The sequence below is a fragment of the Pseudoduganella lurida genome (assembly GCF_007830455.1).
Lineage (GTDB): Bacteria > Pseudomonadota > Gammaproteobacteria > Burkholderiales > Burkholderiaceae_D > Rugamonas > Rugamonas lurida.
The window spans coordinates 150,322-172,296 of the sequence record NZ_VLLB01000007.1; the positions used below are offsets into that span (position 1 = coordinate 150,322).

The following is a 21,975-nucleotide window of genomic DNA, read 5'->3' on the forward strand; positions in this document are numbered from 1 at the left end:
TCATGTACGAAACCTACTACGGACTGCGCGAGAAACCGTTCCGGCTGCGGCCCGACCCGCAGTTCTTCTTCGGCAGCAGGGGCCACAAGCGGGCGATGGCCTACCTGGAATACGGGCTGGCGCAGGGCGAGGGCTTCATCGTCATCACCGGCGACGTGGGTGCGGGCAAGACGACGCTGGTGCGCAAGCTGCTGCACCAGATCGCCTCGGACAGCATCGTGGCGGCGCACATCGTCAACACGCACCTGGAGGCGGACGATATCGTGCGCGGCGTGGTCGCCGCGTTCGGGCTGCCGTTCGAGGACAGTGCCAGCAAGACCACGCTGCTGGCCCGGCTGGAAACGTTCCTGCATGGTTGCGAGGAAGGCGGAAAGCGTGCCCTGCTGGTGGTTGACGAAGCGCAGAACCTGACGCCGAGGGTGGTGGAAGAATTGCGCATGCTGTCCAATTTCCAGCGCGGCGACCGGCCATTGCTGCAAACATTTTTACTGGGCCAGCCGGAATTTCGCGCCACGCTGCACAGCCCCGATATGGCCCAGCTGCGCCAGCGCGTCATCGCAACGTACCACCTGGGGCCGATGGACGAGCCGGAAACCCGGGCCTACATCGAACACCGCCTGCGCACGGTCGGCTGGGAAGGGGATCCGGCCATCACGCCGGCGGCCTTCGCGGCGATTTACCAGTTCACGGGAGGCGTACCCCGCAAGACCAACCACCTGTGCGACCGGCTGATGCTGATGGGCTTCCTCGAAGAACTGCATGCATTCACGGCCGCCGAGGTGGACGCCGTCATCGGCGACATCGGGCAGGAGTTCACCCCGCCCGTGGCCGTGGCGACCCTGGCCGGCGATGCCGGCCTGCAGACGACCGACACCTTGCCTGCCAGCGGAAACCCCGACGTGATGGACGAGCGCATGCTGCGGCTGGAAAAATCGATGGGCTCCGTCCTGTCGATCCTCAAGCGCATGGTCAGCACCCCGGCCGGGCCGATCGACAGCAGCGAGCAACCATGAGCCAGACCATGACGCACAGCAGCGCTTCACCCGCCGTCCACCGCATCCTGTGCGTCGTGGGCGCGCGGCCCAATTTCATGAAGATGGCGCCCGTCATGGCCGCGCTGGCCGCATTGCCGGGCATCGAAGGCAAGCTGGTGCATACGGGCCAGCACTACGACGTGACGATGAACCACCAGTACTTCCAGGCGCTCGGCATCGCGGCGCCGGACATCAACCTGGAAGTGGGCAGCGGCAGCCATGCCCAGCAGACGGCCCAGGTGATGCGCCGGTTCGAGCCCGCGCTGGACGAACTGGCGCCGGCCGCCGTGCTGGTGGTGGGCGACGTCAATTCCACGCTGGCCTGCGCACTGGTGGCCGCCAAGCGGGGCGTGCCAGTCATCCACGTGGAAGCGGGCCTGCGCAGCTTCGACCGGGCGATGCCGGAAGAGATCAATCGGGTACTCACGGACCAGCTGTCCGACCTGCTGTTCACCACCGAGGAGAGCGGCCGCGCCAACCTGCTGAAGGAAGGCATTGCCGAAGAGCGCATCCACTTCGTCGGCAACGTGATGATCGATACGCTGCGCCTGAACCTGCCGCGCGCCGTGCCTGTCGGCCGCATCGCCGCCGATGCCGGCCGGCCCGGGTTCGCGGCTGGGGGCCACGCCGTGCTGACCTTGCACCGCCCGGCCAATGTCGACGATGCGCAGGTGCTGCGCCGCTTGCTGGAAACGGTGGCGCAGATCAGCGACCGCGTGCCCGTCCTCTTTCCCGTCCATCCGCGCACCCGCGCCGCCATCGAGCGCTTCGGGCTGATGCCGCTGCTGGACCGGCCGGCGATCCTGCTGCTGCCGCCGCTGGGCTACCTGGAGATGCTGGGCCTGATGCGGGATGCCCGCGTGGTGCTCACCGACTCCGGCGGCATCCAGGAGGAGACCACGGCGCTGGGCACGCCCTGCATCACGCTGCGCCAGAATACCGAGCGGCCGATCACCGTCGACGAAGGCACCAACACCATCGCCGGCAGCGACCCGGCCGTCATCCTCGCCGCCTTCGACAGCGTGCTGGCCGGGGCCGGCAAGGCGGGGCGCATCCCGCATTTCTGGGATGGCCGCGCGGCCGAGCGCATCGCCTTCATCGTGCGCGACTGGCTCGTGCAGCGCTAGGGGAAAGACGATGGACGCGCCCGCACCGCATCTGCCGCTTCAAGCATTGGGCCAAGCATCGGGCCACACCGCGGGTGCGGTGGTGCGCAACGCGATGACGGTCGATGTCGAGGATTATTTCCAGGTATCCGCCTTCGCACCCTACATCGCGCGCGACAGCTGGCCGCAACGTGAATGCCGCGTCGAAGCCAATGTGGAGCGCCTCCTCGCCATCCTGGCCGAAAGCGGCGCGCACGCCACCTTCTTCACCCTCGGATGGATCGCCGAACGGTATCCAGCGCTGGTACGGCAGATCGTCGCCGCCGGGCACGAGCTGGCCAGCCACGGCTACGGCCACCTGCGCGCCTCGGACCAGACGCGCGAGCAGTTCCGCGACGATGTCACGCGCAGCAAGGCCATCCTGGAAGCGCTGGGCGGCCAGCCCGTGCTCGGCTACCGGGCGCCCAGCTTCTCGATCGGCCCCGGCAACCTGTGGGCGCTGGACGTGCTGCGCGAGGCGGGCTACCGCTACAGCTCCTCGATCTACCCGATCGTCCATGACCATTACGGCATGCCCGGGGCGCCCCGGTTCGCATTCCGTCCGAACGGTCCGGATGGCCTGCTGGAAGTGCCCATCACCACGGTGCGGCTGCGGGAACGCAACCTGCCGGCCGGCGGTGGCGGCTATTTCCGGCTGCTGCCGTATGCCCTGTCGCGCCGGCTCATGCGCCGCGTGAACCGGGTCGACGGCCAGCCGGCGATCTTCTACTGCCACCCTTGGGAATTGGATCCGGATCAGCCGCGCATCGCCGGCATCGGCATGAAGACGCGCTTCCGCCACTACGTCAACCTGGGTCGCATGGAACGCCGCCTGCGCGCCCTGACGCGCGACTTCGCGTGGGACCGCATGGACCGCATCTTCCTGGAGCGCACGTGAGTACCGTCATCGACAGCGGCCTGGCGAGCATCGATGCGGCGGCCGCGCCATTGTCGGTGCGCCTGCTGGGAACCGATGCGGCCGACCGCGCGCGCTGGGATGCGTTCGTGAATGCCTGCCCGGAAGCGACCTTCTTCCACCGCGCCGGCTGGCAGCGCGTGATCGAAGCGGCATTCGGTCACCGCACCTATTTCTACCTGGCCGAGCGGGACGGCCGGATCGAAGGCGTGCTGCCGCTGGCGCGCATCCGCAGCCGGCTGTTCGGCGATGCGCTGATCGCCTTGCCCTTCTGCGTGTATGGCGGCATCGCGGCGCAAACGCAAGAGGCCCGCACGGCACTCGATGCCGAGGCCATCAAGCTGGCGCAGGCGTTGAACACGGGCCACCTGGAGTACCGCAACTTCACCGCGGCGCAACCGGACGATGCGGCCTGGCTCACGAAAGACCTGTATGCCACCTTCCGCAAGGCGATCGGACCGGACGACGAAGCCAACCTGAACGCCATCCCCCGCAAGCAGCGCGCGATGGTCCGCAAAGGCATCAAGCTGGGTCTTGCTGGCGCGGTGGATGACGACGTGGAGCGCTTCTTCACCGCTTACGCCAGCAGCGTGCACCGCCTGGGCACGCCGGTGTTCCCGAAGCGCTATTTCGCGCTGCTGCAGCAGGAATTCGGCGCCGACTGCGAGGTGCGCGTGATCACGCAGAACGGCAAGCTGGTGGCCGGCGTGCTTAGCTTCTTCTTCCGCGACGAGGTGCTGCCGTACTACGGCGGCGGACTGCCGATCGCGCGCGACGTGGCCGGCAATGACTTCATGTACTGGAACCTGATGCAGGCTGCGGCGGCGCGTGCCTGCCGTCTGTTCGACTTCGGCCGCAGCAAGCGGGGCACGGGTGCCTTCGACTTCAAGAAAAACTGGGGCTTCACGGCCCAGCCGCTGCCCTATGCGTATCGCCTGATCCGGTCGCAGGACCTGCCGGACGTGAATCCCCTCAATCCGAAGTACCGGCTGTTCATCCGGCTGTGGCAAATGCTGCCGCTGGCGCTGGCAAATGCGCTGGGACCGCACATCGTCAAGGACCTGGGGTAGCGCCATGGCAGAAATGAGCGATCTGCTGCTGCTGGTGCACCGCATCCCCTATCCACCCAACAAGGGCGACAAGATCCGCTCGTGGCAGCTGCTGAAGCACCTGGCGGCGCGCTACAGGGTGCACCTGGCCACCTTCGTCGACGAACCGGCCGACTGGCAATACGTGGCGCAGGTGCGCAAGCTGTGCGCCTCGTGCCATGTGGCGGCGCTCAATCCTCGGCAAGCGCGCCTTCGCAGCCTGCGCGCGCTGCTGGCCAACCGCGCCATGTCGCTGGACTACTACGCCGATGGCGCCACCCGCGCCTGGGTGCGCCGCACGATGGACGACCATCCCGTGGGCCGCATCGTCGTGTTCTCCACGCCGATGGCGCAGTATGCCCAGGGCTGGCCGGCCGCGCGCTGCATCGTCGACCTGTGCGACGTCGATTCTGAAAAATGGCGGCAGTACGCGCAGCAGCAGGCCGGCCCGGCGCGCCTGCTGTACGCGTACGAGGCGGAGCGCCTGCTGCGCTACGAGCGCCAGGTGGCGGCGGCGTGCGATGCGGCGCTGTTCGTGTCCGCGCCGGAAGCGGCGCTGTTCCAGAAGCTGGCGCCGGAAAGCGCCGGCCACACGGGCTGGTACGGCAACGGCGTCGATACCGATTACTTCACGCCGGCGACCGTGTATGCCAATCCCTATGCGTCCGGCGAGCGGGTGCTGGTGTTCTGCGGCTCGATGGACTACTGGCCCAATGGCGACGCGGTGCAGTGGTTCGCGCGCGAGGTGCTGCCCCTGGTGCGGGCCCGGCAGCCGGCGGTACGCTTCTGCATCGTCGGTGCCCGGCCAACCGCCGAAGTCCAGGCGCTGGGCAGGCTGCCCGGCGTGAGCGTCACCGGTACCGTGCCGGACGTGCGGCCCTACGTGGCACGCGCCGCATTGTCGGTAGCACCCCTGCGCGTGGCACGGGGCATCCAGAACAAGGTGCTCGAAGCGATGGCGATGGGAAAAGCGGTCATTGCCAGCCCGCAGGCGCTGGAGGGCATCGATGCCGTCAACGGCAGCGAAATCCTGTGCGCGGCCGGCGCCACCGACTGGGCGCAACGCATCCTGGCCGCGCTGGCCGATGACGGCGGCCGCATGGCGATCGGCATGGCGGCCCGCACCCGCGTGGTGGCTTCCTACGGCTGGGATGCCCGCCTCGCGCCGCTCGATGCGCTGCTGGAGGGGCCACGCCGGCAGGCCGCAGCGCTCAGCGCTGCAGGCGAAACCGCCAGATGGAACCGGGCATGAACACGCTGGCCACCACCACCGCTGCGCAGCCTGTCGTCACCAGGCCGGCGCCCGTGCCCGCGTCGCCGCGGCTGCAATGGCTGATCGGCGCGGCAGCAGTGCTCTTGCCGCTGATCGCCTATTTCGGCACGGCCGCATCGATCGTGGCGATCTGGCAGCGTTCCGCCACGTTCGCGCACGGCTTCGTCATCGTGCCTATCACGCTGTGGCTGGTGTGGGGCCGCCGCGCCCAGCTGGCAGTGCTGCCGGTGCGGCCCTGCTGGCCGGCGCTGGCGGCACTGGCGCTGTGCGGCGCGGCGTGGATGCTCGCTTCGCTGGGCGACGTGCTGATCGTTCGGCAGTATGCGTTCGCCGCCATGCTGCCGCTGACCGTGCTGGCCGTGTATGGCACTGCCATCGCCCGCGCATTGCTGTTCCCGCTGGCGTTCCTGCTGTTCGGCGTGCCGGTGGGTGAAACGCTGATCGATCCGCTCATCCAGATCACGGCCAGCTTCACCGTCGAGGCGCTGCGCCTGACGGGCATACCCGTGCTGCGCGAAGGGAACAACTTCAGCCTGCCCACGGGCGACTGGTCCGTCGTGGAAGCGTGCAGCGGCCTGCGCTACCTGATCTCGTCCGTCACGCTGGGCTGCCTGTATGCGTATCTCACTTACCGTACGCTGTGGCGGCGCGCCCTGTTCGTGCTGGTGGCGCTGCTGCTGCCGGTGCTGGCGAACGGCATCCGCGCCTACCTGATCGTGCTGATCGGCCACTTGAGCGGCATGACGATGGCGGTCGGCGTCGATCACCTGATCTACGGCTGGGTGTTCTTCGGCGCCGTGATGCTGGCGCTGTTCTGGATCGGCAGCTTCTGGCGCGAGGACCACGGCACGCCACCGCAGGCGGATGTCGCCCATGCCGCCGGCCGGTCGGCGCCGCCCGCCGCAGTGGCTGCCGCCGCATTGGGCGTGGCCGTGTGCATCGGCGTCTGGCCCGCCTACGCATGGCAGATGGAACGCAGCAACGCGGTGCCGCGGCCCGTGGACCTGGCTTCGTTCCAGGCGCAGGTGCCGGAGACAGGACCGTTCACCGCCTGGGCACCCGACTTCGCGCCCGCCAGCGCCCGGTTGCAGCGCTACTACCGGGTCGATGATGCAACAGTGGGCTTCCTCCTGAAGTTCTACCGCGATGGCGGCCAGGGCAAGCTGGTGAGCTCGACCAACAAGCTCACGGGACAGCGCGCGGCATGGCACGAAACGGGCGTGGCAGTGCGCGCCGAAGCCATCGCCGGCCGCACGCTGGTGCTGCGCGAGACCACCGTGGCGGGCGTCGATGGCCGCTTCGTCGTCTGGCAGTGGTATGACATCGGCGGCCGCGCCACCGCCAGCAACTACGTGGGCAAGCTGCTGCAGGTGAAGCAGAAGTTCCTGACCGGCAGCGACGATGGCGCGGCGCTGATGGTCTACGCGCCGTATGACGAGAATCCGGCCACGGCGCGTCCCGCCCTGCGCGCCTTCCTGCGCGGCCACCTCGCGGCGATCGATGCCGTGCTGGCACGCAACCGTCGGCGCTGAGCGGCCATGCACGACATTCCCCTCATCGTCCACCTGATCTACCGGCTCGACTTCGGCGGGCTGGAGGCGCTGCTGGTCGAACGCATCAACCGCATGCCGGCGGAACGCTACCGGCACGCGGTGGTGTGCCTGACCCAGGCCGATCCCGCGTTCGCAACGCGCATCACGCGCCGCGGCGTCACCATTCACGCCCTGCACAAGCAGCCCGGCCTGGCGCTGTCCACCCACCTGCGCCTGTGGCGCCTGCTGCGCCGGCTGCGGCCCGCCATCCTGCACTCATACAACCTGTCGGCTGTCGAGTACGGGCCCGTGGCGCTGCTGGCCGGCGTGCCGGTGCGCATCAGCGGTGCCCACGGCCGCGATGCGGACGATCCACACGGCCGCAACCGCAAGCACAACCTGCTGCGCCGCCTGATGGCGCCGTTCTACGACTGCTGCTATGCCAATTCGGCAGCGATGGAGGCCTGGAACCGCAGCGTCATCGGGGTGCAAGCGGCGAAAAGCCGTGTGCTGGCCAACGGCATCGACACCGAGCGCTTCCACCCCCGCCAGCCGGATGATGCGGTGCCGCCCGGCTGGCCATTCGCGGCGGACGACATCGTGATCGGCAGCGTGGGCCGCCTCCAGGCCGTCAAGGACCAGGCGACCTTGCTCGACGCCTTTGCGCTGCTGCGCGAGCGGCTGCCCACAATGCGCGACCAGCTGCGCCTGGCCATCATCGGCGACGGCCCGCTGCTGCTGTCGCTGCGCGAACGTGCCGTGAGGCTGGGGCTGGCCGATGCGGCCTGGCTGCCCGGCGCGCGGCAGGATGTCGCGCCGCTGCTGCGGCACCTGCACGTGTTCGCGATGCCGTCGATCGCCGAAGGCACGCCCGGCTCGGCGCTGGAAGCGATGGCCAGCGGCCTGCCGGTGGTCGGCACGCGCGTCGGCGGCATTCCGGAAGTGGTGGACGATGGCGTCACCGGCACCCTCGTGCCGCCGTCGGATGCCGCGGCGCTGGCCGCTGCCCTGGAGCGCTATGTCGCGGTGCCGGCACTGGCCGCCCGCCATGGCGCCGCCGGCCGCGAGCGCGTGCTGCGCCTGTACGGGATGGCCGCCATGGTGGCCGCCTACCAGCAGCTGTACGACAGCCTGTGCGAACGAAAGATCCGAACGGGAAGGGCGGTGACATCATGTGCGGAATAGTGGGCATCCTGGACACGCGTGGCCAGCGTGCCATCGACGAGGCGCTGCTGCGCCGCATGAACGACACGCAGCGTCACCGCGGTCCGGACGAAGGCGATATCCATGTGGAACCGGGCGTCGGCTTCGGCCACCGCCGGCTGTCCGTCATCGACCTGTCGCTCGGCCAGCAGCCGCTCGGCAACGAGGATGGCAGCGTGATGGTCTGCTATAACGGCGAGATCTACAACTACCGCGAACTGACGGCGCAGCTGAAGGCACTGGGCCACGTGTTCCGCACCCACAGCGATACGGAAGTGATCGTGCATGCCTGGGAAGAATGGGGCGAGGCTTGCGTCGAGCGCTTCCGCGGCATGTTCGCCTTCGGCCTGTGGGACCGCAACCGCCAGGCCATGTTCCTGGCGCGCGACCACCTGGGCGTGAAGCCGCTGTTCTACGCGATGCTGCCCGATGGCCTGTTCGCCTTCAGCTCGGAGCTGAAGGCCCTGCGCGCGCTGCCCGGCCTGCCGCGCGGGATCGACCCGTGCGCCGTCGAGGACTATTTCGCCTATGGCTACATACCGGAGCCGAAGACGATCTACCGGGGCGCCTGCAAACTGTCGCCCGGTCACCGGTTGCTGCAGCAGGTCGGCAGTCCGTTGGCCCAGCCCGAACGCTGGTGGGATGTGCCGTTCCAGCTGCACCATGCGATGACGGAAAGCGATGCGCAGGGCGAGCTGGTGGAACGGCTGCGCGACTCCGTAAAAAGCCAGCTGGTGGCCGAGGTGCCGCTGGGGGCCTTCCTGTCCGGCGGCGTCGATTCGAGCGCCGTCGTCGCCACCATGGCGGGGCTGACCGATGGTCCCGTCAATACCTGCTCGATCGCCTTCCGCGACAAGGCCTACGACGAATCGGCCTACGCCGCCCAGGTCGCCGAGCAGTACGGCACCGACCACCACGTGCAAACCGTCGACACGGACGACTTCGGCCTGCTCGACACGCTGTCCGACCTGTACGACGAACCGTATGCTGACAGCTCGGCAATCCCCACCTACCGCGTCTGCCAGCTGGCGCGCCAGCGCGTGACCGTGGCGCTGTCGGGCGACGGCGGCGACGAGAACCTGGCCGGCTACCGCCGCTACCGCTACACGATGGCCGAGGAGCGCGTGCGGGGGCGCATCCCGTCCGCGCTGCGGCGCTCGCTGTTCGGCACCCTGGGCCGCTACTACCCGAAGGCCGACTGGGCGCCCCGCGTGTTCCGCGCCAAGAGCACCTTCGAATCGCTGTCGCGCGACCTCGTCGAAGGTTACTTCCACGGCGTGTCGATCATGACGGATGCGATGCGCGCGCAGCTGTTCTCGGATGCCTTCCGCGCCAGCCTGCAGGGCTACCGCGCCATCGACGTGATGCGTACCCACCAGCGGGCCGCGCCCACCGACGAGCCCCTGTCGCTGATCCAGTACCTCGACATGAAAACCTACCTGCCCGGCGACATCCTCACGAAGGTGGACCGCGCCAGCATGGCCCATGCGCTGGAAGTGCGCGTGCCGCTGCTCGACCATCGGCTGGTCGAATGGATATCGGGCCTGCCGCCGGCCATGAAACTGAAGGGCGCCGAGGGCAAGTACATCTTCAAGAAGAGCATGGAAAAATTCCTGCCGCACGAGATCCTGTACCGCCGCAAGCAGGGCTTCGCCGTGCCGCTGGCGGCGTGGTTCCGCGGCCCGTTGCGCGAACGCGTGCGCAGTGCGCTGCTGGGGCCGGACCTGGCCGCCACCGGCATGTTCAACGGCGCCTTCCTGGCCGAGATGGTCGAGCACCACCAGTCGGGGCGCCGCGACTACAGCGCGCCGATCTGGACGCTGCTGATGTTCGAGGCGTTCCTGAAGAAAGAACTGCAGGCCTGACATGGGGAACGCCGATTTCGCCGCCGCGCCCCTGGCCATCCTGCACGTGCTGGATCACTCGATTCCCCTGCACAGCGGCTACACCTTCCGCACCCGCGCCATCCTCCGGGCGCAGCGCGCGCTCGGCTGGCAGACGCACCATGTCACAAGCCCGAAGCATGCGGAAGGCGGCGGCGTGGCGGAGGATACGCAGGAGTCGGTCGATGGCCTGTGCTTCCACCGCACCCGCCCCGCGGACGGTGTCTTCGCGCGGCTGCCCCTGCTCAACCAGCTGGCCGTGATCGACCGGCTGGCCGCGCGGCTGCTGCAGGTCGCACGGCAGACAGCGCCGGACATCCTCCACGCCCACTCGCCCGCACTGAACGCGATCGCCGCACTGCGCGTGGGCCGCCGGCTCGGCATCCCCGTGGTCTACGAGGTGCGCGCGTTCTGGGAGGATGCGGCCGTCGACCATGGCACCAGCCGCGCATGGGGCCTGCGCTACCGGCTGACGCGGGCCATGGAAAGCTGGGCACTGCGGCGCGCCGATGCGATCACCACCATCTGCACCGGCCTGCGCGACGAGATCCTCGGCCGCGGCATCGCCGCCGGCAAGGTCACCGTCATCCCGAACGCCGTCGACATCGGCGATTTTGCCTCCGGCGGCACGCGCGACGAGGCGCTGGCCGGCACACTGGGCCTGCAGGGCAAGACGGTGCTGGGCTTCATCGGCTCCTTCTATGCGTACGAAGGCCTGAATGTCCTGCTCGACGCGCTGCCGACGCTGCTGGCGGCGCGTCCCGACCTGCGCGTGCTGCTCGTTGGCGGCGGGCCGCAGGAGGCAGCGCTGCGTGCCCAGGCCCGCGGATTGGGTGTGGCGGACAGCGTAATCTTCACGGGTCGCGTGCCCCACCACGAAGTCCACCGCTACTACGACGTAGTGGATGTGCTGTGCTACCCGCGCCTGAAGATGCGCCTGACCGATCTCGTCACCCCATTGAAACCGCTGGAGGCGATGGCGCAGGGCCGGCTGCTGGCCGCGTCCGACGTGGGCGGCCACCGCGAACTGATCGAGGATGGCCGCACCGGCGTGCTGTTCGCGGCCGGCGATGCGGCGGCACTGGCGGCGCGCGTACTGGCCCTGCTGGCCGCGCCCGCGCAGTGGCCCACATTGCGCGCCCAGGGGCGCCGCTTCGTCGAAGAAGAGCGCAACTGGGCCGCCAGCGTGGCGCGCTACGGCAGCGTGTACGCCAGCGTGGTACCGCTGCGGATGCCCGGCCTGGTGGAGGAAGCATGACGGCGCTGTCGGTCGGCCTGGTCGGTCCGTTGCCGCCGCCGTCAGGCGGCATGGCCAACCAGACCTTGCAGCTGGCCGGCCTGCTGCGCGGTGCAGGGATCGAGGTCGAGACGGTGCAGGTCAATGCCGACTACCGGCCGGCGTGGACGGGCCGTATCCGCGGCGTGCGCGCGCTGGTCCGCCTGCTGCCCTACCTGCTGCGGCTGTGGCGCACGGCCGGCCGCGTGCAGCTGTTCCACGTGATGGCCAATTCCGGCTGGTCCTGGCACCTGTTCGTGGCGCCGGCCATCCGCATCGCGCGGCTGCGGGGCACGCCCGTCGTCGTCAACTACCGGGGCGGCGAGGCGGCGGCGTTCTTCGCGCGCGCCTGGCCCCGCGTGGCAGCGAGCCTGGCGCGGGCGGATGCGGTGATCGTGCCCTCCGGCTTCCTGGAAACCGTCTTCGGCCAGTACGGCTTTGCGACGCAGGTGGTGCCCAATATCGTCGACCTGGAGCGCTTTGCGGCAGCGACCCGGGGCACGGCAGTTGCCGGTCCGCGCCTGCTGGTGGCGCGCAACCTGGAAGCGATCTACGACAACGCCACGGCCCTGCGCACGCTGGCACTGGTACGCGAAACGCATCCGACGGCCACACTGGTCATCGCCGGTTCCGGCCCGCTGCACGCCGTACTGGAAGCGCTGGCCGCTACATTGAACCTGCGGGAGGCCGTCACCTTCACGGGCCGCGTGGACAATGCCGGCATGGCGGCGCTGTACCGCGCTGCGGACGTGATGCTGAACTGCAGCCTGGTCGACAACACGCCGAACTCCGTGCTGGAAGCACTGGCCAGCGGCGTGCCGGTCGTCAGCACGAACGTCGGTGGCGTGCCGTACCTGGTGGAAGACGGCCGCACCGCGCTCCTGGTACCGCCCGCCGCGCCGCGCGCGATGGCCGATGCGGTGCTGCGTCTCGTCGCGGAACCTGCGCTGGCAGCAGCATTGCGTGAAGCAGGCCTGCGGCAGGTGCAGCAGTACACGTGGGCCAGCGTGCGGCCGCAGCTGCTGGGCGTGTACCAGGCCGTGCTGGCGGAACGAGCCGCCACCGCGGCGGTGAGCCGGCCATGAGCACGCGCTACCGCTTCACGCCCTACACGGCGCTCGTCACGAACCTGCTGTTCCCGCTGCACGAACGCGTCAAGCAGCACAGCAGCGTGGCCGTGCGCAAGGGGCTGGAGGAGTCGCAGTACTGGCCGGAGGAGCAGCTGCGCGCGCTGCAGCTGGAGCGGCTGCGCAGCCTGCTGGTGCGCGCGGGCGACAGCGTGCCGTACTTCCGCGACCTGTTCAAGAAGATGGACTTCGATCCGCACCGCGACGTGCACGGCCTCGATGTGCTGGAACGCCTGCCGTTGATGGACAAGGCGCTCATCCGCACCCATGCCGAGCGGCTGAAGGCGGCCGATGCGGCCGGCCTGGCCCGCTTCAACACGGGCGGCTCCAGTGGCGAGCCGCTGGTCTTCTACATCGGCAAGGAGCGCATCAGTCACGATGTCGCCGCCAAATGGCGCGCCACGCGCTGGTGGGATGTGGACATCGGCGATCCGGAAATCGTCGTGTGGGGTTCGCCCATCGAGCTGAAGGCGCAGGACCGCGTGCGTGCATTGCGCGACCTGGTGCTGCGCACGCACCTGCTGCCCGCGTTCGAGATGTCGGCGGACAAGCTCGATGCCTTCGTCGAACGCATTCGCGCGCACCGCCCGCGCATGCTGTTCGGCTATCCGTCCGCGCTGTCGCACATCGCCCGCCACGCGCGCGACAAGGGCCAGCGCATGGACGACCTGGGCATCCGCGTGGCATTCGTCACGTCCGAGCGGCTGTACGAGGAACAGCGCGCGCAGATCACCGAGACCTTCGGCTGCCCCGTCGCCAACGGTTACGGCGGCCGCGATGCCGGCTTCATCGCCCACCAGTGTCCGCAGGGCGGCATGCACATCACGGCCGAGGACATCATCGTCGAGATCCTCGATCCGGCCGGCCAGCCCGTGCCGCGCGGCCAGCCGGGCGAGATCGTCGTCACCCACCTGGCCACCGGCGACTTCCCGTTCATCCGCTACCGCACCGGCGACATCGGCGTGCTGGGCACGCAGGGCTGCAGCTGCGGGCGCGGCCTGCCGCTGCTGCAGGAGATCCAGGGCCGCAGCACCGATTTCGTGGTGGCGCAGGATGGTACCGTGATGCATGGCCTGGCGCTCGTGTACATCCTGCGCGACCTGCCGCAGGTGGCGGCGTTCCGGATTTCGCAGGAAAGCCTGGAGCTCACGCGCGTGCAGATCGTCCTGGCCGAGCCGCTGGAGGAGGCGGCGTTCGCGGCGCTGCGCGGCCACGTGGAACGGGGCTTCCGGGCCCGGCTGGGTGCCGGCGTGGCTGTCGAGGTGGAGCGGGTCGCGCAGATCGCGCCGGAACAGTCGGGCAAGTTCCGCTATGTCGTCAGCAAGGTCGCGGCCGGGAGAGCCGCCGCATGAGGGATGTCGTCATCACCCTGCTGGTGCTGGCCGCGCTGCCGTACATCTTCCGGCGGCCTTCGTTCGGGGTGGTGATGTGGATCTGGATGGGCGTGATGAACCCGCACACGCAGGGCTGGGGTTTCGCGCGCGAGTTCCCGTTCGCCGCCATCATTGCGGTCACGACCGTCGCGGCGATGGCCACCGACCCGCGGCGCCGCTACCGGCTGGCGCTGAACCCCGTCACCATCACCTTCCTGCTGTTCGTCGCGTGGATGGCCCTCACGTCCGCGTTCGCGATCCATGCCGACCAGGTCGGGGGCCAGCTGGTGAAGGTAATGAAGATCATGGGCATGACGCTCGTCGTGCTGCTCCTGCTGCGCAAGCGCGTGCATGTCGAATGGCTGGTCTGGGCCGTGGTCGTGTCGATCGGCTACTACGGCGTCAAGGGCGGCCTGTTCACGCTGCGCAGCGGCGGCCAGTACCGCGTGTGGGGCCCGATCGGCACCTTCATCGACGGGAACAACGAGATCGCGCTGGCCCTGGTGATGACGATCCCGCTGATGCTGTACCTGCATGGCCTGGTCGCGCACCGGTGGGGCCGGCGCGCGCTGCTGGCGGCGATGGTGCTGTGCGCGCTGGCTTCGCTGGCGTCGTACTCGCGCGGTGCGGCGATCGCCATGGCGCTGATGCTGGGCGCCCTGTGGATCAAGAGCCGCAACAAGGCGCTCACCGGCGTGCTGCTGGCCTGCTGCGTGCCGGTCGCGCTGCTGTTCATGCCCGCCCAGTGGCATGACCGCATCGACACGATCGACCAGTACCAGGACGACATGTCGGCGATGGGCCGCATCAACGCCTGGCACATGGCGTTCAACCTGGCCAACGACCGGCCGCTGGGCGGCGGCTTCGAGATCTACGATGCCGACGTGTTCGAGCGTTACGCGCCGGTGCCGGAAGACGTGCATGCCGCGCACAGCATCTACTTCCAGGTGCTGGGCGAGCATGGCTGGGTGGGCCTGGCGCTGTACCTGGCGCTCGGCTTCTTCACATGGCGCACCGGCACGGCGATCATCCGCCAGGCGGCGCCGTTCGCGGATCTGGCCTGGGCCGGCCACCTGGCGCGCATGATCCAGGTGAGCCTGCTGGGGTTCCTGGCGGGCGGCACCTTCCTCAGCCTGGCGTACTTCGACGTGCCGTATTACCTGATGGCGGCCCTCGTGGCGACACGCACGATCGTCGAGCGGGAGCGCCTCGTGCTGCTGCCTGCGCGCGGGAAAAATCCGCTGGCACCGGACGACGACGTTGCCGGGAACCCCGACGAAGAGCTGCGCCATGATCCCGCCTGACGAAGTAATGCATGGCGCGCCGCTGGCAAAAGGCCTGCTGCGGCTGCTATCGCCGGGCGGCACGCGGGGCCTGTCGATCCTGATCTACCACCGCGTGCTGCCGCAGCCGGACCCGCTATTTCCGGCCGAGGTGGATGCGGCGGCCTTTTCCGCGCAGCTGGGCATGCTGAAGGCCTGCTGCACCGTGCTGCCCCTGCCCGAAGCCGTGCGCTGCATGAAGGCCGGCACCTTGCCGCCGCGCGCGGCCGCGATCACGTTCGACGATGGCTATGCCGACAATGCCACGGTGGCGTTGCCGATCCTGCGGCGCCACGGCCTGCACGCCACGTTCTTCGTCGCCACCGGCTTTCTCGATGGCGGCCGCATGTGGAACGACAGCGTGTATGAAGTCGTGCGCCGCGCACCGCACGACGTGCTGGACGCGTCCATGCTGGGCCTCGGCACGCACCCGCTGCACACCTTGGCAGATCGCCGGCGCGCCATTCCCGCGCTGATCGGCCAGCTGAAATACCTGCCGCTGGCCGAACGTCACGACAAGGTGGCACGCCTCGTCGCACTGGCGGGCGTGCCGCTGCCGGACGACCTGATGATGACGACGGCGCAGGTGCAGGGGCTGCACGCAGCCGGCATGGCGATCGGTGCGCACACGATCAACCATCCGATCCTGGCGCGCCTGTCCGATGCCGCGGCGCGCGATGAAATCGCCCATGGCAAGCTGGCGCTGGAAGACCTCGTGGGCGCGCCCGTGACGCTGCTGGCCTACCCGAACGGCCGGCCGGGCGAGGACTATGACGCGCGCCACGTGGCGATGGCCCGCGAACTGCGCTTCGAAGGCGCCGTGTCCACCTCCTGGGGCAGCCGCCGCCGGCCGGACCTGTTCCAGCTGCCCCGCTTCACGCCCTGGGACCGCAGCCCGCTGCGCTTCGCGCTGCGCCTGGCGCGCAACCTCGCCACCAAAGCGCAGCTGGCATGAGGACCGGTTCCGCATGACGCTGAAAAGGGACGTCCTGCACGGCCTGAAGTGGGTGGCCGGCGCCCGCTTCGCCAGCCAGCTGGTGAGCTGGATCATCACGATCGTCGTCATGCGCCTGCTGGTGCCGGCCGACTACGGCCTGATGGCGATGGCCTCCGTGTTCCTGGCCTGGTGCGCGATGTTCGTCGAGATGGGCCTGGCACCGGCGCTGGTGCAGGCGCCGGAAGTATCCACGGACCGCCTGCGCCAGGCGCAGGGCATCTTCATGCTGGCCAACTTCGTCGTGGTGGCCGTGCTGCTGGCCGTGGCACCGCTGGCCGCGCACTTCTTCGACGAGCCGCGGCTGACGCCCCTGATCCGCGTGATGGCGCTGCAGTTCGTGCTGACGCCGTTCGGGCTGGTCTCGGAAGTGCTGCTGCAGCGGGGCCTGGACTTCCGGGCCCGCTCGCTGCTGGACCTGACGCAGTCGGTGGTCACCGCCGTCGTCACGCTGCTGCTGGCCTGGCGGGGACTGGGCGTGTGGGCGCTGGTGCTGGGCATCCAGGTGGCGGCGCTGTGGCGCACGGTGGCCGTCAATGTCGTGGCGCCGTTCCCGCACCTGCCGCGCTTCTCGGCCTCGGGCATGCGGGGCCTGTTCGCCTTTGGTGGCAAGATCTCCGCGTCGCGCCTGCTGTGGTTCGTGTTTACGCAGGCGGACACGGTGATCATCGGCCGCACGCTGGGCGGCGAGATCCTCGGCGTGTATTCGGTGGCGCTGCACCTGGCCAGCCTGCCAGTGCAGCGCGTGTCCGGCATCCTGAACCAGGTGGCGTTCCCCGCCCTGGCGCGCTACCAGCACGACCACGCCGCCATTGCGCGGCAGCTGCTGCGCGCCTTCGAACTGGTCTCCTTGCTGGCCTTCCCCCTGCTGTGGGGCATGGCCAGCACGGCGAGCGACATCGTGCTGGTGTTCCTGGGCGGGCACTGGGCCGAGGCGATCCTGCCGCTGCGCGTGCTGTGCCTGATCATGCCATTCCGCACCGTGGTGCAGTTCCTTCCGGCCGTCACGGATGCCGTCGGCCGGCCCGGCATCGCGCTGCAGAACGGCATCGTGGCGTGCACGCTGATGCCGCTGGCCTTCTGGTGCGGCACGCACTGGGGCATCTTCGGCGTGGCGATGGCGTGGGCACTCGTCTATCCCGTCGTCCTGCTGGTCAACCTGCACCGCATGCTGGCCGCGATCGGGCTGACGGTGCGCGACGTGGCACTGCGCATGCTGCCCGCCATGCTGGGCGGCGCAGCCATGTGCGCTGCGGTCGCCATCGCGCACGGTATGCTGTCGGACCTGCCCGACCGCCGCATCGCGCTGGCGCTCCAGGTTGCCGTGGGCGCGCTGGCCTACGGACTGGCCAGCTGCGTGTGCAACCGGCCGGCGGTGGCCGATGTGTGGCGCATGGTGCGTGGCAAGGGAAAAAGTCAAAGCAGGGACAAGGAAGAGGGCAGGGCATGAGCGAGGCAGGTTTTCAGATACGCGTGCTGCCGCACGGCTGGCAGTTCGAGGCGGCCGCCGGCGAGACGCTGCTGCGCGCCGCCGAGCGGGCCGGCATCCGGCTGCCCACGTCCTGCCGCAACGGCACCTGCCGCACCTGCCTGTGCGCCAGCGATGGCGGCGCCGTGCGCTACCTGGTCGAGTGGCCGGGACTGTCGTTCGACGAGAAGGTGGCGCACGACGTGCTGCCATGCGTGGCGGTGCCGGAAGGGGACATCACCATCGTCGTCCCGGCAGCGCGGAAGATCGCGGCGGTCTAGGGGTTGGCGCTGCGCGCGCTGCGGCGGTACTCGCCCGGCCCCACGCCATGGTGGCGCTTGAACACGCGGCTGAACGCCGCTTCCGACTGGTAGCCCACCTGTTCGCCGACCTGCGCCGTGCCGAGCCCGCCCTGCAGCAGCAGGCGCGCGGCCTGCGCCATGCGCAATTGCGTCAGCACCTCCGCCGGCGGCGTGCCCGCCACTTCGCCGAACAGCCGCGCAAACGTGGCGCGCGACATATGGCACAGCGCCGCCAGTCCCTCCAGGTTCCACGACCGCTGCGGTTCGGCCAGCATCGCATGCAGCGCCGCCTGCAGCCGCGGCTCGGCCAGCACGGCCAGCAGGCCCTGCGTGCCGGACTGCTCCAGCCAGCCGCGCAGCAGCAGAGCGAACAGGGCGGAGGACAATTGCGCCAGGATGGCCGCCGTACCGGGCCGCTCGCCCTGCGCCTCCTGCTGCAGCAGCGCGATCAGCGCCTGCAGGCTGGCCAGCGCCGGCTCGCCCGCCGTGCGCACCAGCACCGTCTCCGGCAATGTGCGCAGCAGGGGTTCCGCCTCGGGGCCGAAGCGCAATTCGCCGCACAGGATGTCGCTGGCCGGGCCGGTGCCGTCATTGGTTTCGATGAGCAGATGCGGTGCCTGGACCTTGCGCGATGGCGCGGGCGCGCCGTCGCCCGCCACGATGCGGTGTGCGCGCCCATGCGGGAACAGCACGGCGTCGCCGGCCTGCAATGCCACGCGCGTCCCGTCCGGCATCTCCAGCCAGCCGGCACCGGCAACCACCAGGTGCCACGGCGCGCGGCCCGGTCCCGCATCGGCCACCTGCAGCTGCCACGGCGCGCCGAAATGGCAGCGGATCGTCAGCGCCGTCTGCAGCGGGTAGAGCGTGAGGAGGCGGCTGAGGGAGTCCAAATCGATGACGGAATGGTTGAGACGATCGGGCAGATTATAGCGCCGCCCGGGCATTCACCGGCCGGTGCGCCGTGCCTAGACTGGAGTCCTCGAATCGACGCAAGGAGCACACCATGAACCGCCTGCACACCACCACCGTTGCCGAAGCCACCGGCCCTGCCGCGGAAGTCTTCGGCGCCATCAAGCGCGCCCTCGGCGTCGTGCCGAATGCCTACGTGGGCATCGGCAGCAACAGCCCCGTGGCCCTGGCCGCGGCGCTCGAGCTGGATGCCGCATTGAAGAAAGGCAGCCTGCCGGCGCGCGACATCGAAGTGATCAAGCTGGCCGTCAGCGAACTGGCGGGCTGCGATTACTGCCTGGCCGCGCATACGCTGGCAGGCCGCCGCGCGGGCCTGACCGCCGAGGCGATGCTCCAGGTGCGCAAGGGCGAGGCGACGGGCGATGCGCGTACCGATGCGCTGGTAACGTTCGTGCGCGAAGTAGTGGGCACGCGCGGCACGGTGCCGGAAGCGGTGGTGCGCGCCGTGCAGGCGGCCGGCGTGACGGATGCGCAGATCGCCGATGCCCTGCTGGCGATTGCCAGCATCACGTTCACGAATCTGTTCAACCGCGTGCACGACACGGTAATCGATTTTCCGGCCGCACCTGCGCTGTAGCACGCCACGAAGGCGCGGCGGGGCTATTCCTTCTTCCTCAGCCGCGCCAGCAGCGCCTCGGCCTGGCCATTGAGCGGCAGGCCGTGGCGGCGCAGCAGCTGGATGTGCAGCACCATGTTCTCCAGCACCAGCTTGGCCGACACGGCCAGCAGCGTGAGCTGGCGGTCCTCTTCGCTGAACGATTCCAGCGCATCGGCCATCTCGCACAGGTGACTGGCCACGATGCCCCGCAGGTCGTGCTCGTCGAAGGGCAGGTCGGCGAAATCGATCGGGTCTTCCTCCTCCACTTCGAGCATCAGCTGCTGCAGTTCCTGTGGCGTGATCGACATGCGTGCTCCCGGTTGATCCATCGTGGCTTCATTGTAGGCCACGGTAGGGCCCGACCGCGCTAGAATCGATCCATCGATCCATCGATCCATCGTTCCATGCATACCGGTACGCATCCGCCATGGCATCCATCGTCTTCACCCAGCAGCTTGCCAGGTTCCTGCCGGTGCCGCGGCTGGCCACCGATGCCCCTACCTTGCGCGTGGCGCTGGACGAAGTATGCGCCGCCCACCCTCGCCTGGCCGCCTACGTACTGGACGACCAGGGCCGGCTGCGCGAGAACGTGGTGGTCTTCATCGACGGTCACCGCTGCCGCGATCGCGCGCGGCTGGACGATCCCGTGCCGGCCGGCGCCACCATCCACATCCTGCAGGCATTGTCCGGAGGCTGACATGCACCATGCGCTGATTGCCACCCGCAAGGGTCTTTTCGAACTGGTGCAGGGCGACGGCGCCTGGCAGCTGTCCGCACCGCACTTCGCCGGCGATCCCGTGTCGATGGTGCTGCACGATGCGCGCGACGGCGCCACCTATGCGGCCCTGCACCTCGGCCACTTCGGCGCCAAGCTGCACCGGCGCGATGCGGGCAGCGCCACGTGGACGGAGATTGCCGTACCCGTCTATCCGCCCAAGCCGGCAGGCAGCATGGACAAGACCGACTGGACGCTGCGGATGATCTGGTCGCTGGAAGCGGGCGGCGCGGACCAGCCGGGCGTGCTGTGGGCCGGTACCCTGCCTGGTGGCCTGTTCCGCTCGGACGACCGGGGCGACAGCTGGCAGCTGGTGGAAGGATTGTGGCAGGTACCCGGGCGCGAGGACTGGTTCGGCGGCGGCTACGACACGCCCGGCATCCACAGCATCTGCGTCGACCCGCGCGACAGCGCCTGCGTGCTGGTGGGCCTGTCCAGCGCGGGCGCCTGGCTGACGGAGGATGGCGGCCGCACCTGGGCGCTGCGCACGCAGGGCATGGTGGCGCGCTACATGCCGCCCGAACTGGTGGACGCGGGCGCCGTGCAGGATGCCCACCGCATCGTGCGCTGCGCCGGCGCGCCGGACGTGCTGTGGTGCCAGCATCACAGCGGCATCTGGCGCTCGGCCGACAATGGCCGCAGCTGGCAGGAGGTCGTGGCGCCGCTGTCGTCGTTCGGCTTTGCCGTGGCCGTGCATCCCGCCGACGGCGACATGGCCTGGTTCGTGCCGGCCGTGGCCGACCAGCGGCGCGTGCCGGTCGATGGCGCCCTGGCCGTCAACCATACGCGCGATGGCGGCGCCACGTTCGCGTCGCTGCGCGAAGGCCTGCCGCAGGCGCACTGCTACGACCTGGTGTACCGCCACGGACTGGCGGTGGCCGACGATGGCCGGACGCTGCTCATGGCTTCCACGACGGGCCACGCATGGCTGTCGGAAGATGGCGGGCAGGTGTGGAAGGCGGTGGCGGCCTACCTGCCGCCCGTGTATGCGGTGCGCTGCGTGACCGGCGGTGCTCAGCTTCCCCCTCAGCTGCCCCCTCAGTTGCCCCAATAGCAGAGGAACATGTCGACGGCCGTCTCGACCACGGCGGCCTGCTGCGCCGCGTCCAGCGCCGGCTGACCCAGCGCCACTTGCGGCCAGAACGCGAAGGTCTTCAACTGGCCCTGCAGCACATTGGCCATGAAGGTGGCGTCGCCCGCCTTCAGCTTGCCGTCCGCCTGGGCCGCGCGCAGGAACGCCACGCCGCCTTCCTCCTTTTCCGACAGCCTGGCCACCATGCTGCGCGCCCGCTCCGGCGTATGGATCGCTTCGGCGATCGCCACCCGCGCCAGGTCGAGGAAGTACGGATCGCGCAGCAGCCCGATCTTCTGGTGCAGCAGCGCCACGAGCTGGCCGCGCAGCGGCTCGCCGGCCCGGTACGGCGCCGCATCGGCCGCCGCGCTGCAGTCCCACAGCTCGTGCAGGATCTGCAGGAACAGGTCGTCCTTGCTGGGGAAGTGGTTGTAGACGGTGCGCTTCGACACGCCGGCGGTGGCGGCCACGCGGTCCATCGACGTGGCCTCGAAGCCGCTGGCGCGGAATTCCGCGATCGCGGCCTGCACGATGGCGGCGCGCTTGCGGTCGGTCAGGCGCGTGGCCTCGGGAGGGGTGGGCAGATCGGACATGCGGTTATTTTACACCGGGTAGTTTACTTTTC

General features: G+C 69.4%; 21 protein-coding genes. 18 read left to right on the forward strand and 3 right to left on the reverse strand.

Features of this window, described 5'->3' with window-relative positions; genetic code table 11:
- The first annotated feature begins 2 nt into the window (after window positions 1-2).
- From IP91_RS19260 to IP91_RS19330, 15 genes are all read left to right on the forward strand, one after another.
- Entirely contained in the window at window positions 3-1,013 is a 1,011-nt protein-coding gene (locus IP91_RS19260) for an XrtA/PEP-CTERM system-associated ATPase (RefSeq protein ID WP_145650714.1), read from the forward strand.
- Window positions 1,010-2,161 (forward strand): non-hydrolyzing UDP-N-acetylglucosamine 2-epimerase, encoded by a 1,152-nt coding sequence (gene wecB / locus IP91_RS19265; RefSeq protein WP_229474677.1) that lies wholly within the window; start codon window positions 1,010-1,012, stop codon window positions 2,159-2,161. The genes IP91_RS19260 and wecB overlap by 4 nt, the downstream gene beginning before the upstream one ends.
- A gap of 94 nt (window positions 2,162-2,255) precedes the next feature.
- The gene (locus IP91_RS19270) at window positions 2,256-3,077 is read left to right on the forward strand and encodes an XrtA system polysaccharide deacetylase (protein WP_229474712.1); all 822 of its coding nucleotides are present in this window, start codon (window positions 2,256-2,258) and stop codon (window positions 3,075-3,077) included.
- Window positions 3,074-4,165 (forward strand): FemAB family XrtA/PEP-CTERM system-associated protein, encoded by a 1,092-nt coding sequence (locus tag IP91_RS19275; RefSeq protein ID WP_145650716.1) that lies wholly within the window; start codon window positions 3,074-3,076, stop codon window positions 4,163-4,165. The genes IP91_RS19270 and IP91_RS19275 overlap by 4 nt, the downstream gene beginning before the upstream one ends.
- A gap of 4 nt (window positions 4,166-4,169) precedes the next feature.
- Complete coding sequence (locus IP91_RS19280; RefSeq protein ID WP_229474679.1) at window positions 4,170-5,435, forward strand: TIGR03087 family PEP-CTERM/XrtA system glycosyltransferase; 1,266 nt, start codon at window positions 4,170-4,172, stop codon at window positions 5,433-5,435.
- The gene (gene xrtA, locus IP91_RS19285; RefSeq protein WP_145650717.1) at window positions 5,432-6,988 is read left to right on the forward strand and encodes an exosortase A; all 1,557 of its coding nucleotides are present in this window, start codon (window positions 5,432-5,434) and stop codon (window positions 6,986-6,988) included. Before IP91_RS19280 ends, xrtA begins: the two co-directional genes overlap by 4 nt.
- 6 nt (window positions 6,989-6,994) lie before the next feature.
- On the forward strand, window positions 6,995-8,173 hold the full coding sequence (locus IP91_RS19290; RefSeq protein WP_145650718.1) for a TIGR03088 family PEP-CTERM/XrtA system glycosyltransferase: 1,179 nt from the start codon (window positions 6,995-6,997) through the stop codon (window positions 8,171-8,173).
- Entirely contained in the window at window positions 8,161-10,056 is a 1,896-nt protein-coding gene (locus IP91_RS19295; protein ID WP_145650719.1) for an XrtA/PEP-CTERM system amidotransferase, read from the forward strand. Before IP91_RS19290 ends, IP91_RS19295 begins: the two co-directional genes overlap by 13 nt.
- Window positions 10,057-10,087: 31 nt before the next feature.
- Window positions 10,088-11,332: a TIGR04063 family PEP-CTERM/XrtA system glycosyltransferase gene (locus tag IP91_RS19300; RefSeq protein WP_145651214.1), complete on the forward strand. Its 1,245-nt coding sequence runs from the start codon at window positions 10,088-10,090 to the stop codon at window positions 11,330-11,332.
- Window positions 11,329-12,435, forward strand: coding sequence for a glycosyltransferase family 4 protein (locus tag IP91_RS19305; RefSeq protein WP_145650720.1), 1,107 nt, complete (start codon window positions 11,329-11,331; stop codon window positions 12,433-12,435). Before IP91_RS19300 ends, IP91_RS19305 begins: the two co-directional genes overlap by 4 nt.
- Window positions 12,432-13,829: a phenylacetate--CoA ligase family protein gene (locus tag IP91_RS19310; RefSeq protein ID WP_145650721.1), complete on the forward strand. Its 1,398-nt coding sequence runs from the start codon at window positions 12,432-12,434 to the stop codon at window positions 13,827-13,829. The genes IP91_RS19305 and IP91_RS19310 overlap by 4 nt, the downstream gene beginning before the upstream one ends.
- Window positions 13,826-15,154, forward strand: a complete 1,329-nt coding sequence (locus IP91_RS19315) for a putative O-glycosylation ligase, exosortase A system-associated (protein ID WP_145650722.1) — start codon at window positions 13,826-13,828, stop codon at window positions 15,152-15,154. The genes IP91_RS19310 and IP91_RS19315 overlap by 4 nt, the downstream gene beginning before the upstream one ends.
- On the forward strand, window positions 15,141-16,127 hold the full coding sequence (locus IP91_RS19320; RefSeq protein ID WP_229474682.1) for a polysaccharide deacetylase family protein: 987 nt from the start codon (window positions 15,141-15,143) through the stop codon (window positions 16,125-16,127). Before IP91_RS19315 ends, IP91_RS19320 begins: the two co-directional genes overlap by 14 nt.
- A 13-nt stretch (window positions 16,128-16,140) precedes the next feature.
- The gene (locus IP91_RS19325; protein ID WP_145650723.1) at window positions 16,141-17,616 is read left to right on the forward strand and encodes a lipopolysaccharide biosynthesis protein; all 1,476 of its coding nucleotides are present in this window, start codon (window positions 16,141-16,143) and stop codon (window positions 17,614-17,616) included.
- On the forward strand, window positions 17,613-17,915 hold the full coding sequence (locus tag IP91_RS19330) for a 2Fe-2S iron-sulfur cluster-binding protein (RefSeq protein ID WP_145650724.1): 303 nt from the start codon (window positions 17,613-17,615) through the stop codon (window positions 17,913-17,915). The genes IP91_RS19325 and IP91_RS19330 overlap by 4 nt, the downstream gene beginning before the upstream one ends.
- Here the strand turns inward: IP91_RS19330 and IP91_RS19335 are convergent.
- The gene (locus IP91_RS19335) at window positions 17,912-18,826 is read right to left on the reverse strand and encodes an AraC family transcriptional regulator (RefSeq protein ID WP_145650725.1); all 915 of its coding nucleotides are present in this window, start codon (window positions 18,824-18,826) and stop codon (window positions 17,912-17,914) included. The two genes, IP91_RS19330 and IP91_RS19335, sit on opposite strands and share 4 nt — an antisense overlap.
- A gap of 113 nt (window positions 18,827-18,939) precedes the next feature.
- On the opposite strand from IP91_RS19335, the gene IP91_RS19340 reads away from it, so the two are divergent.
- Entirely contained in the window at window positions 18,940-19,482 is a 543-nt protein-coding gene (locus tag IP91_RS19340; protein ID WP_145650726.1) for a carboxymuconolactone decarboxylase family protein, read from the forward strand.
- Window positions 19,483-19,505: 23 nt separating this feature from the next.
- Here the strand turns inward: IP91_RS19340 and IP91_RS19345 are convergent, their stop codons facing one another.
- On the reverse strand, window positions 19,506-19,811 hold the full coding sequence (locus IP91_RS19345) for a hypothetical protein (RefSeq protein ID WP_145650727.1): 306 nt from the start codon (window positions 19,809-19,811) through the stop codon (window positions 19,506-19,508).
- A 119-nt stretch (window positions 19,812-19,930) separates the two neighbouring features.
- Here IP91_RS19345 and IP91_RS19350 point away from each other — a divergent pair, with 119 nt between their 5' ends.
- Both IP91_RS19350 and IP91_RS19355 read left to right on the forward strand, forming a co-directional pair.
- Window positions 19,931-20,200, forward strand: coding sequence for a MoaD/ThiS family protein (locus tag IP91_RS19350; RefSeq protein ID WP_145650728.1), 270 nt, complete (start codon window positions 19,931-19,933; stop codon window positions 20,198-20,200).
- A gap of 1 nt (window position 20,201) precedes the next feature.
- Entirely contained in the window at window positions 20,202-21,332 is a 1,131-nt protein-coding gene (locus tag IP91_RS19355) for a WD40/YVTN/BNR-like repeat-containing protein (RefSeq protein ID WP_145650729.1), read from the forward strand.
- Here IP91_RS19355 and IP91_RS19360 read toward each other — a convergent pair.
- The gene (locus IP91_RS19360) at window positions 21,317-21,943 is read right to left on the reverse strand and encodes a TetR/AcrR family transcriptional regulator (protein ID WP_145650730.1); all 627 of its coding nucleotides are present in this window, start codon (window positions 21,941-21,943) and stop codon (window positions 21,317-21,319) included. The two genes, IP91_RS19355 and IP91_RS19360, sit on opposite strands and share 16 nt — an antisense overlap.
- Window positions 21,944-21,975 lie beyond the last annotated feature (32 nt).

Bases quoted from the DNA above. Each gene is read 5' to 3' on its own strand.
- IP91_RS19315 (WP_145650722.1), top strand. From the start codon at position 13,826: ATGAGGGATGTCGTCATCACCCTGCTGGTGCTGGCCGCGCTGCCGTAC.
- IP91_RS19350 (WP_145650728.1), top strand. From the start codon at position 19,931: ATGGCATCCATCGTCTTCACCCAGCAGCTTGCCAGGTTCCTGCCGGTG.
- IP91_RS19330 (WP_145650724.1), top strand. From the start codon at position 17,613: ATGAGCGAGGCAGGTTTTCAGATACGCGTGCTGCCGCACGGCTGGCAG.
- IP91_RS19325 (WP_145650723.1), top strand. From the start codon at position 16,141: ATGACGCTGAAAAGGGACGTCCTGCACGGCCTGAAGTGGGTGGCCGGC.
- IP91_RS19310 (WP_145650721.1), top strand. From the start codon at position 12,432: ATGAGCACGCGCTACCGCTTCACGCCCTACACGGCGCTCGTCACGAAC.
- IP91_RS19345 (WP_145650727.1), bottom strand. From the start codon at position 19,811: ATGTCGATCACGCCACAGGAACTGCAGCAGCTGATGCTCGAAGTGGAG.
- IP91_RS19305 (WP_145650720.1), top strand. From the start codon at position 11,329: ATGACGGCGCTGTCGGTCGGCCTGGTCGGTCCGTTGCCGCCGCCGTCA.
- IP91_RS19355 (WP_145650729.1), top strand. From the start codon at position 20,202: ATGCACCATGCGCTGATTGCCACCCGCAAGGGTCTTTTCGAACTGGTG.
- IP91_RS19260 (WP_145650714.1), top strand. From the start codon at position 3: ATGTACGAAACCTACTACGGACTGCGCGAGAAACCGTTCCGGCTGCGG.
- IP91_RS19295 (WP_145650719.1), top strand. From the start codon at position 8,161: ATGTGCGGAATAGTGGGCATCCTGGACACGCGTGGCCAGCGTGCCATC.
- IP91_RS19360 (WP_145650730.1), bottom strand. From the start codon at position 21,943: ATGTCCGATCTGCCCACCCCTCCCGAGGCCACGCGCCTGACCGACCGC.
- IP91_RS19270 (WP_229474712.1), top strand. From the start codon at position 2,256: ATGACGGTCGATGTCGAGGATTATTTCCAGGTATCCGCCTTCGCACCC.
- IP91_RS19340 (WP_145650726.1), top strand. From the start codon at position 18,940: ATGAACCGCCTGCACACCACCACCGTTGCCGAAGCCACCGGCCCTGCC.
- IP91_RS19280 (WP_229474679.1), top strand. From the start codon at position 4,170: ATGGCAGAAATGAGCGATCTGCTGCTGCTGGTGCACCGCATCCCCTAT.
- xrtA (WP_145650717.1), top strand. From the start codon at position 5,432: ATGAACACGCTGGCCACCACCACCGCTGCGCAGCCTGTCGTCACCAGG.
- IP91_RS19320 (WP_229474682.1), top strand. From the start codon at position 15,141: ATGATCCCGCCTGACGAAGTAATGCATGGCGCGCCGCTGGCAAAAGGC.
- wecB (WP_229474677.1), top strand. From the start codon at position 1,010: ATGAGCCAGACCATGACGCACAGCAGCGCTTCACCCGCCGTCCACCGC.
- IP91_RS19290 (WP_145650718.1), top strand. From the start codon at position 6,995: ATGCACGACATTCCCCTCATCGTCCACCTGATCTACCGGCTCGACTTC.